This window comes from Pseudomonas hamedanensis, assembly GCF_014268595.2.
In the GTDB taxonomy this organism is placed as follows: Bacteria; Pseudomonadota; Gammaproteobacteria; order Pseudomonadales; family Pseudomonadaceae; genus Aquipseudomonas; species Aquipseudomonas hamedanensis.
Genome location: NZ_CP077091.1, coordinates 364,756 through 380,558, shown reverse-complemented (window position 1 = coordinate 380,558; position 15,803 = coordinate 364,756). Strand labels below are relative to the sequence as shown.

Annotated in this window: 17 protein-coding genes; 11 read left to right on the top strand and 6 right to left on the bottom strand. The window is 59.4% G+C overall.

The window, feature by feature from the left end:
- Nucleotides 1-115 precede the first annotated feature (115 nt).
- Nucleotides 116-649, bottom strand: a complete 534-nt coding sequence (locus HU739_RS01645) for a cysteine hydrolase family protein (protein ID WP_186552627.1) — start codon at nucleotides 647-649, stop codon at nucleotides 116-118.
- A 65-nt stretch (nucleotides 650-714) separates the two neighbouring features.
- Nucleotides 715-2,442 (bottom strand): gamma-glutamyltransferase, encoded by a 1,728-nt coding sequence (gene ggt / locus HU739_RS01640; RefSeq protein WP_186552628.1) that lies wholly within the window; start codon nucleotides 2,440-2,442, stop codon nucleotides 715-717.
- A 150-nt stretch (nucleotides 2,443-2,592) separates the two neighbouring features.
- On the opposite strand from ggt, the gene HU739_RS01635 reads away from it, so the two are divergent.
- The gene (locus HU739_RS01635; protein ID WP_186552630.1) at nucleotides 2,593-3,108 is read left to right on the top strand and encodes a methylated-DNA--[protein]-cysteine S-methyltransferase; all 516 of its coding nucleotides are present in this window, start codon (nucleotides 2,593-2,595) and stop codon (nucleotides 3,106-3,108) included.
- Nucleotides 3,109-3,195: 87 nt separating this feature from the next.
- Here the strand turns inward: HU739_RS01635 and HU739_RS01630 are convergent, their stop codons facing one another.
- Entirely contained in the window at nucleotides 3,196-3,786 is a 591-nt protein-coding gene (locus HU739_RS01630; RefSeq protein ID WP_186552629.1) for an NUDIX domain-containing protein, read from the bottom strand.
- A gap of 197 nt (nucleotides 3,787-3,983) precedes the next feature.
- Here HU739_RS01630 and HU739_RS26975 point away from each other — a divergent pair, with 197 nt between their 5' ends.
- Both HU739_RS26975 and HU739_RS01620 read left to right on the top strand, forming a co-directional pair.
- Entirely contained in the window at nucleotides 3,984-8,768 is a 4,785-nt protein-coding gene (locus tag HU739_RS26975; RefSeq protein WP_217844296.1) for an RHS repeat protein, read from the top strand.
- The gene (locus tag HU739_RS01620) at nucleotides 8,765-9,076 is read left to right on the top strand and encodes a contact-dependent growth inhibition system immunity protein (RefSeq protein WP_186551835.1); all 312 of its coding nucleotides are present in this window, start codon (nucleotides 8,765-8,767) and stop codon (nucleotides 9,074-9,076) included. The genes HU739_RS26975 and HU739_RS01620 overlap by 4 nt, the downstream gene beginning before the upstream one ends.
- A 303-nt stretch (nucleotides 9,077-9,379) precedes the next feature.
- Here HU739_RS01620 and HU739_RS01615 read toward each other — a convergent pair whose 3' ends face one another.
- Together HU739_RS01615 and HU739_RS01610 are read right to left on the bottom strand one after the other, a co-directional pair.
- Nucleotides 9,380-10,015, bottom strand: a complete 636-nt coding sequence (locus tag HU739_RS01615; RefSeq protein ID WP_186551834.1) for a lytic polysaccharide monooxygenase auxiliary activity family 9 protein — start codon at nucleotides 10,013-10,015, stop codon at nucleotides 9,380-9,382.
- Between the two features lie 221 nt (nucleotides 10,016-10,236).
- Entirely contained in the window at nucleotides 10,237-10,674 is a 438-nt protein-coding gene (locus tag HU739_RS01610; RefSeq protein WP_186551833.1) for a hemerythrin domain-containing protein, read from the bottom strand.
- Between the two features lie 148 nt (nucleotides 10,675-10,822).
- On the opposite strand from HU739_RS01610, the gene HU739_RS01605 reads away from it, so the two are divergent.
- Nucleotides 10,823-11,248 carry a GNAT family N-acetyltransferase gene (locus HU739_RS01605; protein WP_186551832.1) on the top strand — a complete coding sequence of 142 codons (426 nt, stop codon included), beginning with the start codon at nucleotides 10,823-10,825 and terminating at the stop codon, nucleotides 11,246-11,248.
- A gap of 105 nt (nucleotides 11,249-11,353) precedes the next feature.
- Here the strand turns inward: HU739_RS01605 and HU739_RS01600 are convergent, their stop codons facing one another.
- Complete coding sequence (locus HU739_RS01600) at nucleotides 11,354-11,704, bottom strand: hypothetical protein (RefSeq protein WP_186551831.1); 351 nt, start codon at nucleotides 11,702-11,704, stop codon at nucleotides 11,354-11,356.
- Between the two features lie 102 nt (nucleotides 11,705-11,806).
- Here HU739_RS01600 and HU739_RS01595 point away from each other — a divergent pair, with 102 nt between their 5' ends.
- From HU739_RS01595 to HU739_RS01565, 7 genes are all read left to right on the top strand, one after another.
- Nucleotides 11,807-12,136 carry a DUF6388 family protein gene (locus HU739_RS01595; protein ID WP_186551830.1) on the top strand — a complete coding sequence of 110 codons (330 nt, stop codon included), beginning with the start codon at nucleotides 11,807-11,809 and terminating at the stop codon, nucleotides 12,134-12,136.
- Between the two features lie 93 nt (nucleotides 12,137-12,229).
- Nucleotides 12,230-12,622 (top strand): sulfurtransferase complex subunit TusD, encoded by a 393-nt coding sequence (gene tusD, locus HU739_RS01590; protein WP_186551829.1) that lies wholly within the window; start codon nucleotides 12,230-12,232, stop codon nucleotides 12,620-12,622.
- 1 nt (nucleotide 12,623) lies between these two features.
- Nucleotides 12,624-12,980, top strand: a complete 357-nt coding sequence (gene tusC / locus HU739_RS01585) for a sulfurtransferase complex subunit TusC (RefSeq protein WP_186551828.1) — start codon at nucleotides 12,624-12,626, stop codon at nucleotides 12,978-12,980.
- On the top strand, nucleotides 12,980-13,273 hold the full coding sequence (gene tusB / locus HU739_RS01580) for a sulfurtransferase complex subunit TusB (protein WP_186551827.1): 294 nt from the start codon (nucleotides 12,980-12,982) through the stop codon (nucleotides 13,271-13,273). The genes tusC and tusB overlap by 1 nt, the downstream gene beginning before the upstream one ends.
- Nucleotides 13,270-13,605 (top strand): TusE/DsrC/DsvC family sulfur relay protein, encoded by a 336-nt coding sequence (locus HU739_RS01575; RefSeq protein WP_186551826.1) that lies wholly within the window; start codon nucleotides 13,270-13,272, stop codon nucleotides 13,603-13,605. Before tusB ends, HU739_RS01575 begins: the two co-directional genes overlap by 4 nt.
- A complete protein-coding gene (locus tag HU739_RS01570) occupies nucleotides 13,602-14,603 on the top strand; it encodes a glycosyl transferase family protein (protein WP_186551825.1) in 1,002 nt (333 codons plus the stop codon). Before HU739_RS01575 ends, HU739_RS01570 begins: the two co-directional genes overlap by 4 nt.
- Before the next feature lie 91 nt (nucleotides 14,604-14,694).
- On the top strand, nucleotides 14,695-15,696 hold the full coding sequence (locus HU739_RS01565; RefSeq protein ID WP_186551824.1) for a glutathione S-transferase family protein: 1,002 nt from the start codon (nucleotides 14,695-14,697) through the stop codon (nucleotides 15,694-15,696).
- The last annotated feature ends 107 nt before the right edge of the window (nucleotides 15,697-15,803 follow it).

Sequence of the window (15,803 nt, the reverse complement as noted above, 5' to 3'; positions counted from 1 at the left end):
TTCAAGTCTAACCATACAAGCGAGCTTGCTCGCGAAGGCGTCAGGCCAGAGGATGGTGTCGTGAATGAAAAACCGCTTTCGCGAGCAGGCTCACTCCTACACGTCATGTGGACGTTCAGAAAATAATTGTCGCCGCCGGTTTAACATCGGTGCGTGCCACGGAGCTGGTGAGTGCCGCGAAATCCTTGTTGTGTTGGGCAATGATGTCCTCGGCAGTCATGGTGCCGTTATCGACCGTCGAATGCGCGTCTTGCGCGACGACGACGTCGTAGCCCAGCTTATGTGCGCTGCGCACGGTGGCGTTGACGCAGTAATCGGTTTGCAGACCGCAGATCACCAGGCGCTCGAAGTCTTCGACGGGTAGCAGCTTGCCGAGGTCGGTCTGGTAGAACGAGTCGCCGGTGGTTTTGCCTACGCGCAGGTCCTTGGCGGAAGTCTGCAGATCTTTGGCGAGCTGCCAGCCATCCGTACCGCGAACGAACGGGCCGTCTTTTTCTTCATGTTGAATCAATACCACCGGAACGCCTGCCTTCCGCGCGCGTTGGCTCAAATCATTGATCGTGGCGATCACGCGGTCGATTTCAAAACACTGATATTCACCAGCACACAGCGCCTGCTGGACGTCGATGATCAGTAATGCGGTGGTCATGTCGAGCCTTCCTTGATCAGTCCTTGAGAATGAGGCGGACTTGCGCCCGCCCCTTTTTACTCCGCTCAGTAACCCAATGACAAGCCGGTATTACGCCGTGGATCGTTGGCGCCGTAGAAGCGATTCTTGCCAACCGGTTTGCCACCCAGCGACGGCGCGCCGACCAGAATCGCAGCGATGTGGTTGGCATCCTGTGGACCGGCAAACTTGTGGCCCCAGCTTTCGAGCAGCTTCCTGGTATCGGGACTGGCGGCGAAATCTTCGAGGTTGGTTTCTTCCGGCATCCATTGTTGATGGAAGCGCGGCGCATCAACCGCTTCCTGCAGGCCCATGCCGTAATCGATGACGTTGAGCATGGTCAGCAAGGTTGCGGTGATAATCCGGCTGCCGCCCGGGGTGCCAACCACCATCACCACTTTGCCGTCCTTGGTGACGATGGTCGGACTCATCGACGACAGCGGCGCCTTGCCCGGCGCGATGGCGTTGGCTTCGCCCTGCACCAGACCGTACATGTTCGGTACGCCGACCTTGGACGTGAAGTCGTCCATCTCGTCATTGAGGATTACCCCGGTCTTGCTCGCCATCACGCCCGCGCCGAACCAGTCGTTGAGGGTGTAGGTGACCGACACCGCATTGCCCCATTTGTCGACGATCGAATAGTGAGTGGTGTTGCTGCCTTCATGGGGCGCGACCCCGGGTTTCAGCTCAGCGGAAACACCGGCCTTCTGCGGCTGGATGGCGTTACGCAACTGGGTTGCGTACTGCTTGTCCAGCAGATGTTCGATCGGGTTCTTTACGAAATCCGGGTCGCCGAGGTAGCTGTTGCGATCCACGTAAGCGTGGCGCATGGCTTCGATCTGATAGTGCATGCCCTGGGCGGAGTGAAAGCCCAGCTCTTTCATGGGATAGCCTTCCAGGATGTTCATGATCTGGCAGATCACTACTCCGCCAGAGCTGGGCGGTGGCGCCGAGACCACGTGGTAGCCGCGGTAATCGCACTCCACCGGGGCCAGCTCACGGGTCTTGTATTTGTCGAGATCGGCCTGAGTGATGATGCCCTTGTTGGCCTGACTGGAAGTGACGATGGCGTCGGCGACCCAGCCTTTATAGAAACCGTCGGCGCCTTTGTCGGAAATCGTCCGCAGGGTTTTCGCCAGGTCCTTCTGCACCAGTGTTTGTCCGACCTGCATCGGCTCGCCCTGGCTGAGAAAAATCGAACCGGAGTCGCGCATGTCCTTTTTGAACACGTCGGTGGCGTACTCCAACAGCTCGACGTCGCCCTGCTCCAGCACAAAGCCGTCCTCGGCCAGTTTGATCGCCGGCGCGATCATTTCCTTGCGCGGTTTGGTGCCGTACTTGCTCAGTGCCAGCTCCATGCCGGAAACGGTACCCGGCACGCCAACCGCGAGGTGGCCGCGGGTACTCAGCTCCGGAATGACGTTGCCGGCCTTGTCCAGGTACATGTCGGCGGTGGCGGCCAGCGGCGCTTTTTCGCGGAAATCGAGGAACGTTTTGCGCCCGTCCGCCAGTTGAAGGGTCATGAAGCCGCCACCGCCAAGGTTGCCCGCAGCGGGATAAACCACCGCCAGCGCGTAACCCACCGCGACCGCTGCATCCACGGCGTTACCGCCGTTTTTCAATACGTCGACGCCGACATGGGTCGCCAGATGTTGCGCGGTGACGACCATGCCGTTTTCGCCGGCAACCGGCGCCACCGAAGCGGCGTGAGCCATCAGACAGCTGAGGGCCAGTGAGGTCGCGATCAGCGTTCTGGCCAAGGGTTCGTACTTCATGAGTCGATCTCTTTTTTGTTTTTCGGGACTGTGCGAAACAACGGGCAACGCTTGAAGAGCAACAAGCAGTATGGCCGGCTTTGGGTTTTGCGCCCGCCGATCAGGCAGTATGCTGAGCGCTGTTACCGCGCCGATCCGGAGCCTGTCGCCATGCCTTACACGTTCATCACCCTGCCCTCGCCCGTCGGCGCGCTGAAGCTGGTCGCGAACGGCTCGCGACTGGCAGCCATCCTCTGGGAAAACGACAAACCAAACCGGGTGCGTCTCGGACCGATGGACGAAGCGCCGGACAATCCGATCCTGATGAAAACCGCCCGGCAGCTTGAAGAATATTTTGCCGGTACCCGCGATTGCTTCGATCTCGAGCTGGATTTCGCCGGCACGGCGTTTCAGAAAAAAGTTTGGGCGGCGTTGCTGACCATCCCCTTTGGGCAAACGCGCACGTACCGCCAGATTGCGGAGCAGATCGGCAATCCGACCGCGGTGCGAGCGGTCGGCGCCGCGAACGGGCGCAATCCGATTTCCATCGTGGCGCCGTGCCATCGAGTTATCGGCGCCTCCGGAAAACTCACCGGGTTTGCCGGCGGGCTTGAAGCCAAAGAGCGCTTGCTGACGCTGGAGGGTGGCCAATGGTCAGCGGTGGGCAAAACAGGCGATTTGTTTTAGCCACCACGACAGATCAACAAATCGCAGCCTTTGGCAGCTCCTAACCTGGTTTTTTGTAGGCGCTGACGAAGGCTGCGATTTTTTGATTTATAGGGCAAAGAGGTCAGTCATCGCCGCGTATTGCAACAACATGATGGTCTTGGCATCGCAGATCTCGCCACGCTTAAACGCCGCCAGCGCCTCGTCAAATCCCCATTCCAGCACTTCCAGTTCTTCGGTTTCTTCTTCCAGGCCACCGCCCTCGCCGACCTTGGAAGCTGCGTCGTATTCGGCAACGAAGAAATGCAGTTTCTCGGTCACCGAACCGGGGCTCATATACGCCTCGAAAACCTTTTTCACGTCATGCACGCGATAGCCGGTTTCCTCCTCGGCTTCATCCCGAATCCGTTGTTCCGGCGCGGCGCCCTCCAGTAAACCTGCCGCCACTTCGATCAGCAAACCATCATGGCCATTGACGAATACCGGCAAACGGAACTGCCGCGTCAGCACCACCGTGCGCTTGTGGCGGTTGAACAGCAGAATCGCCGCGCCGTTACCCCGGTCGTACACCTCACGGGTCTGGCGTTGCCACTCGCCATTGTTGCGACGGTAATCGAAGGTGATTTTTTTCAGCAGGTACCAGTCGTGGGACAGCACCTGAGTGTCGATGATGTTGACCCGCTCGGCTGTGTTGGACATCGCGTCTGATCCTTTTGTCATGAGGCCTTTCACTGGGATAAACGCCCTGTTTCAGGGGCGCCAAGGCCAAACCATATATCGCCTCACAAGGCGTGTCGAACCGTCCTACAGACATCGCCTACTTACCCGACTTCTTTCCTCTTTGTTCCCCCGCAAAGTCCGCGCTCCTGTTTTTTCACGTGCGCGAGCGACTGCAAATGTTTCAACCCGATCGACTACTGGCCCTGAACAACAGCATCGGCCTGCTGGCGGTGGCCGCGCTGAATCCCGAACAGCCGGATTTCGAAACCCTCATCAGCGAGTTCCGCCTGTGCCTGAACAACTACGAGGCCTGGGCCGAGCAGTTCTGGACCGGGACGGCGCTCGATATCGAGCAGGTATTCAAGGTCGGTAACGATGTGCGGTTGAGCGCGCCGACCACCTCGCGTCAGCCGATCAGTTCATCGGTGGTCACGTGCCCGGCCAGCGGCCCGCTGACCCTGGTGCATTTGTTCGAAGCGGCGCGCTTTGTGCCCATCGGCGACACCCCGGTGACCCTCGAACCGGTGCTGAGCGACATCGACGGCGTGCTGACCTTCGGTGAGCCATTGCGCCACACCATCGGCCCGAGCGGGATTCTGGAGGTCACCGATTGCCAGCGGGGCCAGCGTTATCGCATCACCTTCTTTCCCGATGTGTCCACCGCCCATGTGCAGACGCTGTATGCCTCTTATGAAGGGATGCTGGCGGGCCTGGAGGGCTGGCTGCGCGGTGAATGGACGAGTTTTCAGCCGCAATGGCAGGAATTTTCCAGCGCCGGTTTTCTCGACCGTTACGGGCAGTTGCAACAGGCCGACTGGCGCGGACTGGAAAAAGCCCTGAATGGCGTTTGGGATGACATCCAGCAGCTATTCGCCTTGCTCGCCGACTTGCAGGCGAACAGCGAAAAGCTCCTGGAATACCTGAGCGAGGTTGAGCTTGAGGCGCTGCTTGCCGCTTCCAGCGAGGCCATTGCCAGCGTCTTGCTGATGCTCAGCGACGAGCCGCTGCTGTTCATTCATCTGGCCGCGTTCACAAGTTGGCTGAAGATGCTGCCGCCACAGTACCTGGCCGAAGTGGTGGCTGAGGTGCGGGTCGAACTGCTGATCAGTTTTGTGCTGATGCGCATGTCTGCTGGCGTTGGCGTGCCGATGCGCTTGAGCAGCAAGGTGCTGGCGAAAATCAAGTCGCCACGGGCGCGGGAATGGCTGGCAGCTTCGGCGTTGCGCTTGGCTGAACTGACTTCGACACCCGATTTCAACCAGCATGCGGTGGCGCTGAAGCCGTTGATGCTTCATGCGCGTGACGTTGAGCTGAAGCCGACGCCGTCGATTCCGCTGAACATTCGGCAGGCGGATTCGGTGACGTTGAGCGTGCCGAATCCGGCGCCACTTGCGCGGGGAAAATCGCAAGGCATGACGCGGCTTGAGCGTCACCAATCCCACGACGACGTTCCCGAGCAAGCAAAAAACCCTAACGGCGATGCCGCCGATTGCTCCTCGCTGACCTGCACCAACGGCTGCCCGGTGTCGATGGTCACTGGCGAGGAGCTGCTGACCCTCACCGACGCGGTACTGGATGGCGTGCTGCCGTTCGAGTTCAGCCGTTTGTACCGCAGCAGTGCTGTCGAGATCGATATCGGCTTGGGTTTCGGCTGGAGCCATTCGCTGGCCCATCGCCTGGCTTTCGATGGCGACGGCGTCGTCTGGATCGACCACGAAAACCGCCGCATGCGGTTTCCTTTACCCAACGCTGCGCGCCCGGCGATTCACAACAGCCTGTCGCGGGCGGCGATCTTTCTGGGCGATGAACCGGAAGAGCTGATCCTCGCCCTGGCCGGCGACAGCCCGCGGTTTTACCACTTTCGCGCCGGCCGGCTGACGGCGATCAGCGATGTGTACGGCAATCGTCTGACCGTGCAGCGCGATCGCGCCGATCGCATTCAGCGCCTGGATAACGGGGCCGGACGTTCGCTGTTGTTGCGCTATGACCGCGCGCAACTGGTGGCGGTCGATTATCAGGTCTTGGTTCAGGGCGAGTGGACCACCGAGCAAAACCTCGCCACCTACAGCTTCGATGCCCGCCAACGCCTGCTGGCCGCAACCAACGCGGTCGGCGACAGCGAGCGCTACGACTACGACGACCATCACGTCATCCTGCAGCGGCAACTGACCGGCGGCGCGAGTTTTTTCTGGGAGTGGGAACGAACAGGCAAAGCGGCGCGTTGCGTGCGGCACTGGGCCTCGTTCTCGCAGATGAACACCCGTTACGTCTGGAACGATGACGACGCCAGCGTGACCGTGCATTACGTCGACGGCACCGAAGAGGTCTACGTCCACGACGAGCGCGCGCGGCTGGTGCGGCAGGTCGCAGCCGATGGCGGTGAACAGCTCAAGGCCTATGACGAACAGGGCCGGTTGATCGCCGAGCAGGATCCGCTCGGTGCCGTCACCGAATACCGCTACGACGAGGTCGGGCGGCTGATTGCGCTGATTCCACCGGACGATACGCCAACGTCCTACGAGTACCGCAACGGTTTTCTCTACAAGCGTTGCCGTGGCGAGGCGGTGTGGATCTATCGGCGCAATGCCGAGGGCGCGGTCACCGAAGCGGTCGATCCCGACGGCCAGGTCACCCATTACTACTACAACCTGCGTGGCCAGTTGTTGTCGCTGCGTTACCCGGACAGCAGCCGGCATCGCTGGGTGTGGAATGAACTCGGCCAGCTTATCGAGGAAACCCTGCCCGACGGTGGCGTGCGGCGCTTTTCCTACGACGCATTGGGACGGCGGACCACGACGCAGGATGAGTTTGGCGTCATCAGCCGCCAGCAGTGGGACGCCGCTGGCCGGCTGATCCTGACGACTTCTCCTACGGGCGCCAGTCGCGCCTACAGCTACGGCGCTTACGGTCAGGTCACCGCCGAACGCGATGAACTGGGGCGCATCACCCGCTACGAATATGACGACGACCTGCACCTGGTCTCGCGGCGAATCAACCCCGACGGCACCCGCGTGCAGTACCGCTACGACCATGCGCAACTGCTGCTCACCGAGATCGAAAACGAATCGGGCGAAAAGTACCGCCTGGATTACACGCCCACCGGGCTGATCCGCGAGGAAAGCGGTTTTGATGGCCGGCGCACCGCTTACGCCTACGACCTCAACGGTCACTTGCTGGAAAAGACCGAGTTCGGTGAGCATGGGCTCAGTCTGGTCACCCGTTATGAGCGCGACAGTGCCGGACGTTTGCAGGTCAAGACTCTGCCCGACGGCACCAAGGTCAGCTACCAATATGACCGCCTCGGCCGACTGACCGCGGTCGATGACGGCCAGGACCACCCGCTGGCCTTCGAATACGACCGCCAGGACCGGCTGATCACCGAACATCAGGGCTGGGGCACCCTGCGCTATACCTACGACGCCTGCGGCCAGCTCAAGCGGATGCGCCTGCCGGACAACAGCCGGCTCGACTATCACTACGCCAAGGGCGGTGCGCTAAAAGCCATCGACCTCAACGGCACGCCGCTGACGCAGCATATTTATCGGTCAGGGCGCGAGCAGCAACGCCAGCAAGGCCTGCTGCTCAGCGAATATGCCTACGACGATCAGGGGCGCTTGCTCGCCCACGCTGTAGGCCATCAGCACGCGGCGCTGTATCGCCGCGATTATGCCTACAGCGCCAACGGTAACCTCGAGCACATTGCCGACAGCCGCCACGGCCAGCGCACCTACGGCTACGACGCCCTCGACCGACTGATTCGCGTGCGTCACTCGCGCGACGAACTGCCCGAATCCTTCGCCCACGACCCGGCCGGCAACCTGCTGATGCAGGACCGCCCCGGCCCGGCGAAGGTCAAGGGCAACCGCCTGCTGATGCAGGGCGACCGCCATTACGACTACGACGCCTTCGGCAACCTGATCCGCGAACGCCGCGGCCACGGCCACACCCTCGTCACCGAATACCGCTACGACTGCCAGCACCGCCTGATCGGCCTGACCCGCCCCGACGGCCAAACTGCCCGTTACCAATACGACGCCTTCGGCCGCCGCATCCGCAAAACCGTGGACGGCGCCACCACTGAGTTCTTCTGGCAGGGCGATCAACTCCTCGCCGAAAGCAGCCCAACCCAATACCGCAGCTTCGTCTACGAACCCGGCACCTTCCGCCCGCTGGCCCTGCTCGACGGCAAAGGCCCGAAAAAAGCCTGCCCGTTCTACTACCAACTCGACCACCTCGGCACCCCGCAAGAACTCACCGACTACAGCGGCGAAATCGTCTGGTCGGCGCAATACGACGCCTACGGCAAAGTCGCCGCGGTGACCCTGGCCGGCGAAGAATACCTGGACCAACCGCTGCGCTTTCAGGGGCAGTACTTCGATGCGGAAAGCGGCCTGCACTACAACCGCCACCGGTATTACGACCCGAGATTGGGACGTTATCTGACGCCGGATCCGGTGAAGCTCGCGGGTGGATTGAATCAGTACCAATACGTGCCGAATCCGACGGGATGGGTGGATCCGTTGGGGTTGAGTTGCACTCCGTGTCCTGGAGCGACACAAACCGATGGCCCGTACAGTGAGCTCGTACCGGGCGGCGGTTTAGGGGCTCACGAAAAAAGGGGCGGTCACTTCATTGAAAAGCATGTGGGTCGAACAGCAGCCCAGCTAGCTCAAAGACTGAGAGATGAGCCTTGGCTTAGTAGAGCATCAACTTTTTTTGATCGAGCGACAGCAGAAAAAGCCATGTCCACCGTGATAACGAAAAACCAGACCACTATTGATAGATTCCTGCTAAGCAACGATACACAAATTATAATAAGCGACTCTGTCTCCTATCCAGTTGGGATGGTCTTAAAAAAGAAATCTCCCGATATAAGGCAGGTTCATGGTGTATATCTACTCTTACGCAAAGATAAAAAGCTACCAGGCTCCTACCGTATACACACAGGCTTTGCAGAATGACTAAAGAAAATCTCCCAAATTTATTCCAGTTTTTGGCCGGCTATTTCCATGAAGACTGGCGTTGCGATAACGAGACTGAAGATGATGTGACTAGACGATTTATCACAGAATCCCCTTCTGAAACGGTCGCAAAGGTGAAAAACGAAATCAATTTAGTTTTAAACAATTTTTACAACGAAAAAGAAATGCAGGCGTTTTTGTTTGATGAAATTAAATGTGCTTATTATTACCTTTATGCATGGCCCTCTGGTAAATCGTGGTTAGAGCATGTGCTTGCCGTGCTTTGCGAGGCCAACGAAAAAACTTAGTCCAAGCTCTGTGGATGCGGAACTCATCTTAGGAAAAAGCCCGGCAACGCTACCGGGCTTCATCTGTAACATGAGCGCTACGACCTAACGCATCACTTCCACGAGTGCCAGGAACCAGCCGCCCATATCGCCGACTGAACTCCCAGTAATAGGACACCTCATCTTGCTCGCACAGTGTCCCAATTGGCGAACGAGAGAACCGGCATCGGCGATGCAGCAACGCTCGCCTAGGTTCGCAGCAAAGCGAAGTCGATATTGGGCATGACCCAATCATTGAGAGCAAATGGGTTTAGGGAATGCCCACTATTTAAAATCCACATCAAACGCCTGATAAAACGCATTCCCGGTATTGGCGACGATCCACATCAGCACAATGACGTGATGCCCCTTCTTGTTCGCAGGCAGTTTCACTTCGTGGTCGACTTTGGCCTTCAGTTCGTCCGCATGGCTGTAATACGGCACTTGGGGGTAGAAGTCCTCGAAGAAGGGTGCCGCTTCCAGTTGCGCGCGGGTAATGCGTTGCTGTGGATCCCAGCCATCCTTGGTGATCAGCCAGCGATACCCGCGGGTGGTGTGCGGTGCGGTGTAGACCCAGCTGACCTTGAAGGTCTGGCCCGGATCGACGTTAAGCAGCGGCCAGGTGAACGGGCGAGCGAGCTTGGTGCTCATCTCGGCATGGGTGTAGTTCACGCAATCGCGGGCATCGGTCTTGCCGCCGCTGAGAATGTAGCCGTCGGCTGGCGGCGCGACGCTGTCAGCGTCTGTGTCGAAGGGCTGCGGGAACGGTCCGGCCGCCAATGCCGGAAAGTTCTTGCCACCTTCCATTTCGTTGACTTGCCAACCGCCGAGCAAGCCGAGGTCAATGGCCACTGCGCCGCGACTCGCTGGCGAAATAACGCGACCGTGTTTCAGTTGGGTCTGTGCAATTGCCTGATTCATGTTTTTCACTCCGTTGATTTAAGAACTCTCCTTCCCGAGGAGAGGCCTTCAAGCTAACGGAGGCAGTTTTTTTGTCTATCGGCGCTTTTGTCGCAGGTTGATCGGCCGGAAAGGCAAATCGCCGAAAATACTGGATGGATAACCAGTTACTACAGAGACTTCGCACTCGTCATGTAGCTAATCGCGTACACGCTGAATTGATGAAATCGCGCCTGATTGATTCAAGCCAGTTTTGCCTGATACTCCTTTTCGTACTGCCCGGCGAGTTGCACTTTCTGTTTTTCGTCGAGCAGCTTGCCGGCCATCTGGAAGAATTTATGCTCTTCCTCCTCAAGGTGATGATGGACCTTGTCCGACAGCTTTTTCGCCGTGGCCAACCATGCCGGGCTCGACATTTCGGTTTCGTCGAGTTCTTCCATCATCTCGTCCATTTCATGGTGCTCGGCGATGGCGTGGCGGCTCAGATCAACGCCTTCGTCGATTTCCATCAACGGAATGTAGAAGTGCCGCTCTTCTGCGGTTTCGTGCGCTTGCAGTTCAGCTTTCAGCTGTTTGTAGGCTTCGACCCGCTCAGGGCTGTCGCCGCTGGTCGCGATCAGCGCCTTGGCGTAAGTGCGCTGGCGCTCGTGGCTTTCGCGCAGGGCTTCAAAAATATTCAAGGGAGCTTCCTCATCAATCGCACTCAGGGAAAGGCGCGATAAAGCCTAGACCGCAGCGCCTGATCGACGGTTCCGCTTGTTTACCGAAGACCTTGGAAGCGCTTGCCGGACACGGTAGGCTGGCTTCTCCGACACAAGGAAGTCATGCATGAATTTGCGCATCGAGTTGACGCAGAACCCCACCGAGGAACAACGCAGCGCGATTCTCGCACCGCTGCGCGCGCACAATGTCGCCAATGCCGGGCCGTCTACCTGGGAGCCTGTCGCGCTGCTGGTGCGCGACGAGCAGGACGCGATTCTCGGCGGCCTGTATGGGCACACGTTTTACCGCTGGTTGTTCATTGAGCTGCTGGCAGTCCCGGAACAGGGGCGCGGCCAGGGTATCGGCACCAGACTGATGCAGATGGCCGAGGACTTTGCCAGGGAAAAGGATTGTGTCGGAATCTGGCTCGACACGTTCTCCTTTCAGGCGCCCGGGTTTTATCGGAAGGTGGGCTACAGCGAATGTGGCGAGATTGCCGATTATCCACTGGGGCACAGGCGGCATTTCTTCCAGAAGCGGCTTATCGGTTGAATGTTCCGCCGCCTTCGCTAGCAGGCTCGCTCCACAGGTTCTGTGGCATTCACCTATGTGGGAGCGAGCCTGCTCGCGAAAAGCGCCAGCCGCTTCAGCACCTGATCAAAGACAGGTTGCCAGAGCCGCCAAACGCCGCTTGGCGACGAAATCATCCTGCTGGGCGTAGTAGTTCAACGTTGTGCCGGATGCCTCGGTGATCACATCGACAAACGATTCTGCCGAACGCGTGTACACCGTCGTGCCGCCCGGCTTGCGCGGTTCCAGATAGGCCGCCGCATCGACGCCAAATACCGCTTCGTCCTGCCAGCCGAACTGCACGCACTGGGCGACGACTTTCTCAGGCTTGTCCGAGATCAACACCTTGTAGGGGCTCTTGGTGCGAGCATCGTCCATCACCGAACCTGCGCAACCGGCCAGCAGGACCGTCACCAGCGCTACCATCAGCATTCGCATTGCATTTGCTCATTCAGAAAAAAGCGGACTGTAGCACTGCAAAGCGAGAATTCGTTCTGCTTTACTGTTTTTATACGGCCACCGGTCCCACGAGGAAAATACATGGCGCCTAGCGACCAGCGACATGAACACGCGCTGAAACTGTTTCTCGACGCGCGCCCCGAACTGCGCGAAACCCTCGACCATCTCAATCCGCTGCTGGCCCAGGCCAAGGGAGAAACCCAGGCGCAATACCGCGAAGAACGACTGCATGAAGCGTTTGAAGCCGAAGCGGAGAGTCAGGGATTGTTTGCCTGGGAGCTGACGCTGCAACTGACGGCTGATTCGCCTGAGGAATATCAGGCGCAGCGTCTTGAGGTACACCGGGAAGTGGCGGAGATGGCGGGGATGGACTGGCTCGAATATTGCGACTTGTACGGCATCACCCCATAGGCACCCCCCACCAATGGGTCATAGGCAACGTGGATTTCGCGGCGCGACTGATAAAGCTTTATCATGCCCGCAGTTTTGCTGATCGAGTCCGTCATGAAATTCGCCATTGCGCTGTTTTCCGCCGCCCATGCGCCCTCCTCGCGCCGTGCCCTGCTGTTTGCCCAGGCCGCGCTGGCCGGGGGGCATGAGATTGTCCGGCTGTTCTTTTATCAGGACGGCGTCTTCAACGCCTGCGATGCAGTGGTAACGCCGCAGGACGAGCTGGACTTGCCCAAGCAGTGGCGCAGTTTTATCAGCGAGCAGAAGCTGGACGGTGTGGTGTGCATCGCCGCCGCTTTGCGTCGTGGTGTATTGAATGAAGAAGAAGCCAGGCGTTACCAGCGCGAGGCGATTTCACTCAGCGCGCCGTGGGAATTGTCCGGCCTCGGCCAACTGCACGACGCCGTGCAAGACGCTGATCGCCTGATCTGCTTTGGAGGTGCATAAGATGGCCAAGTCGCTGCTGATCATCAGCCGTCAGTCGCCGTGGTCCGGCCCTGGCGCTCGCGAAGCGCTGGATATCGTGCTGGCCGGCGGCGCCTTCGATCTGCCGATCGGCGTGCTGTTTCTCGATGATGGCGTGCTGCAACTGGCCGCCGGTCAGAACGCCAAGGCCCTGCAACAGAAGGACCTCAGCGCCAATCTGCAAGCGCTGCCGATGTTTGGTGTCGAGGAGCTGTTCTATTGCGCCGAAAGCGGCAACGTTCGCGGACTTGGAAAACGGTCGCTGGACGAAGCACAGCCGCTGACCACCGAGCAAATCACCGCCCTTATTGACCGTTACGACCAGGTGATCACCCTCTGATGTCGACTTTGCATGTGTTGTCCCATTCCCCGTTCGGCGACGATCGCTTGAACAGTTGCCTGCGTGTCATCGGCAGCGCGGATGCATTGCTGCTCTGCGGTGACGCGGCCTATGCGTTGCAACCGGGCACGGCGCCATTCGCCGCGCTGCAAGCCTGTGCGCGCAAACGCTACGTCCTGGCCGAAGATGCCCAGGCTCGCGCCATCGAGATTCCCGACTGGGCCGAAACCATCGACTACCCGGCCTTCGTCGCACTGTCGATCCATCACGACAAGGTCAACAGTTGGCTATGAATCGCATGACCGTAGGCGGCCGTACCATCGAACTCGACAAGGACGGCTTTCTTGTCGAACTGAGCGACTGGTCGACCGAGGTCGCCAGCGCCCTCGCCGCCGCCGAAGACCTCGAGTTGACGCCCGAACACTGGGAAGTCCTCGAACTGCTGCGCAGCTTCTACGAAGAATTCCAGCTGTCGCCGGCCACGCGGCCGCTGATCAAGTACACCGCGCTGAAGCTCGGTCCGGACAAAGGCAACAGCCTGCACCTTAACCGACTGTTCAAAGGCACCCCTGCCAAACTCGCCGCGAAACTGGCGGGCCTGCCCAAACCGACGAATTGCCTATGACCGACTATCCAGCGCTGACCCTCGACACACCCGCCGAACACCCGTTCGCGCAGTTCGTGCGCATCCTTGGCAAGGGCAAGCGCGGTGCCCGCGACCTGACCCGAGCCGAAGCGCGGGAAGCCATGGGCATGGTGCTCGACGACAAGGTCGAGGACACCCAGCTCGGCGCCTTTCTGATGCTGCTGCGGCACAAGGAAGAAAGCGCCGAGGAAATGGCCGGTTTCACCGAAGCCCTGCGCGAACGCTTGCAGGCGCCGGCGCTGAACGTCGATCTCGACTGGCCGACCTACGCTGGCAAGAAACGCCATCTGCCGTGGTATCTGCTAGCGGCCAAATGCCTGGCGCAAAACGGCGTGCGTATCTTCATGCATGGTGGCGGCGCACACACGGCCGGACGGCTTTACAGCGAGCAATTGCTCGGCGAGTTGAACATCCCGTTGTGCCGCAACTGGCAACAGGTCGGCACGGCGCTGGATAACGGCGGTCTGGCCTTTATGCCGCTGGTGGATTGGGCACCGCAGTTGCAGAAAATGATCGACCTGCGCAATACCCTGGGCCTGCGCTCGCCGATCCACTCGCTGGCGCGAATTCTTAATCCGCTGGGTGCACGCTGCGGGCTGCAAAGCATTTTCCACCCCGGCTACCAGGCGGTGCATCGTGATGCCAGCGGTCTGCTCGGCGATACGGCAATTGTGGTCAAGGGTGATGGCGGCGAAATCGAAATCAACCCGGACGCTACCAGCCATCTCTACGGCACCCGCGGCGGTCAGAGCTGGGATGAAGAATGGCCACAGTTGTCAGCGCAACGCCACGTCAAACCCGCATCGCTGGACATCGAACAGTTGAAAGCCGTGTGGCGCGGCGATGTCGTCGACAGCTACCCGCAAATGGCCTTGATTGCGACCATGGCCCTCGCCCTGCGCGGCCTCGGTCAGGATCGTGAACTGGCCTTTGCAACCGCCGAGCAGTATTGGGCGGCACGCAACACATCGATCTAACCGATCATTAACGCCCGATCTTTGCGCTTTTTGTTCGAACTCATCGGAATAGACTCGGCTCCAACGATTATCGGTTTACGGAGTCTTGATCATGGGTTTACTCGTCGATGGCCACTGGCAGGACAAGTGGTATGAAAGCAGCAAGGACGGCGCGTTCCAGCGCGAACAGGCGCAACGCCGCAACTGGGTGACTGCTGACGGTCAGGCCGGGCCGAGCGGCGAAGGCGGTTTTGCTGCCGAAGCGGGGCGCTATCACCTCTACGTGTCCCTCGCCTGCCCTTGGGCGCACCGCACGCTGATCCTGCGCAAACTCAAAAGTCTGGAAAGCCTGATCGATGTATCCGTGGTCAGCTGGTTGATGCTGGAACACGGCTGGACCTTCGACAAGGCGCTGGGCTCGAGCGGCGACCGACTCGACGGTTTCGACTTCATGCACCAGCGCTACACCGCTGACACGCCTGACTACACCGGCCGCGTCACGGTGCCGGTGCTGTGGGACAAAAAGCTCAAGCGCATCGTCAGCAATGAATCGGCAGAGATCATCCGCATGTTCAACAGCGCGTTTGATGGTCTCACCGGCAATGATCTGGATTTCTACCCGGCGCCGTTACGCAATGAGATCGACGCGCTGAACGAGCGGATCTATCCGGCGGTTAACAACGGTGTTTACCGTGCCGGCTTCGCCACCTCTCAGCAGGCCTATGAACAAGCCTTCGATGAAGTGTTCGCCGAGCTGGATCATCTGGAGCAACTGCTGGGCGCCAATCGTTACCTGAGCGGGGAATACCTGACTGAAGCCGATGTGCGCTTGTTCACCACGATGATTCGCTTTGACGCTGTGTATCACGGGCACTTCAAGTGCAACCTGCGGCGCATTGCCGACTATCCGAACTTGTCGAACTGGCTGCGCGAAATGTATCAGTGGCCAGGGATTGCCGAGACGGTAGATTTCCAGCACATCAAGCATCACTACTACGGTAGCCACAAGACCATCAACCCGACCGGGGTGGTGCCGAAGGGGCCGGAGCAGGATTTCACCGTGGCGCATGATCGGGCGCGGTTGATTGGGCAAGGGGTTTGGCACCGGGGTTGATTCCAGACAAGCGTGAGTTTCAAGGCCCCTTCGCGAGCAGGCTCGCTCCCACATTGGATTAGTGTCGTGCACAAATCCCCTGTGGGAGCGAGCCTGCTCGCGAAGGG

Coding starts and splice junctions, on each gene's coding strand:
- HU739_RS01645 (WP_186552627.1), bottom strand. CDS start 649: ATGACCACCGCATTACTGATCATCGACGTCCAGCAGGCGCTGTGTGCT.
- ggt (WP_186552628.1), bottom strand. CDS start 2,442: ATGAAGTACGAACCCTTGGCCAGAACGCTGATCGCGACCTCACTGGCC.
- HU739_RS01635 (WP_186552630.1), top strand. CDS start 2,593: ATGCCTTACACGTTCATCACCCTGCCCTCGCCCGTCGGCGCGCTGAAG.
- HU739_RS01630 (WP_186552629.1), bottom strand. CDS start 3,786: ATGTCCAACACAGCCGAGCGGGTCAACATCATCGACACTCAGGTGCTG.
- HU739_RS26975 (WP_217844296.1), top strand. CDS start 3,984: ATGTTTCAACCCGATCGACTACTGGCCCTGAACAACAGCATCGGCCTG.
- HU739_RS01620 (WP_186551835.1), top strand. CDS start 8,765: ATGACTAAAGAAAATCTCCCAAATTTATTCCAGTTTTTGGCCGGCTAT.
- HU739_RS01615 (WP_186551834.1), bottom strand. CDS start 10,015: ATGAATCAGGCAATTGCACAGACCCAACTGAAACACGGTCGCGTTATT.
- HU739_RS01605 (WP_186551832.1), top strand. CDS start 10,823: ATGAATTTGCGCATCGAGTTGACGCAGAACCCCACCGAGGAACAACGC.
- HU739_RS01600 (WP_186551831.1), bottom strand. CDS start 11,704: ATGCGAATGCTGATGGTAGCGCTGGTGACGGTCCTGCTGGCCGGTTGC.
- HU739_RS01595 (WP_186551830.1), top strand. CDS start 11,807: ATGGCGCCTAGCGACCAGCGACATGAACACGCGCTGAAACTGTTTCTC.
- tusD (WP_186551829.1), top strand. CDS start 12,230: ATGAAATTCGCCATTGCGCTGTTTTCCGCCGCCCATGCGCCCTCCTCG.
- tusC (WP_186551828.1), top strand. CDS start 12,624: ATGGCCAAGTCGCTGCTGATCATCAGCCGTCAGTCGCCGTGGTCCGGC.
- tusB (WP_186551827.1), top strand. CDS start 12,980: ATGTCGACTTTGCATGTGTTGTCCCATTCCCCGTTCGGCGACGATCGC.
- HU739_RS01575 (WP_186551826.1), top strand. CDS start 13,270: ATGAATCGCATGACCGTAGGCGGCCGTACCATCGAACTCGACAAGGAC.
- HU739_RS01570 (WP_186551825.1), top strand. CDS start 13,602: ATGACCGACTATCCAGCGCTGACCCTCGACACACCCGCCGAACACCCG.
- HU739_RS01565 (WP_186551824.1), top strand. CDS start 14,695: ATGGGTTTACTCGTCGATGGCCACTGGCAGGACAAGTGGTATGAAAGC.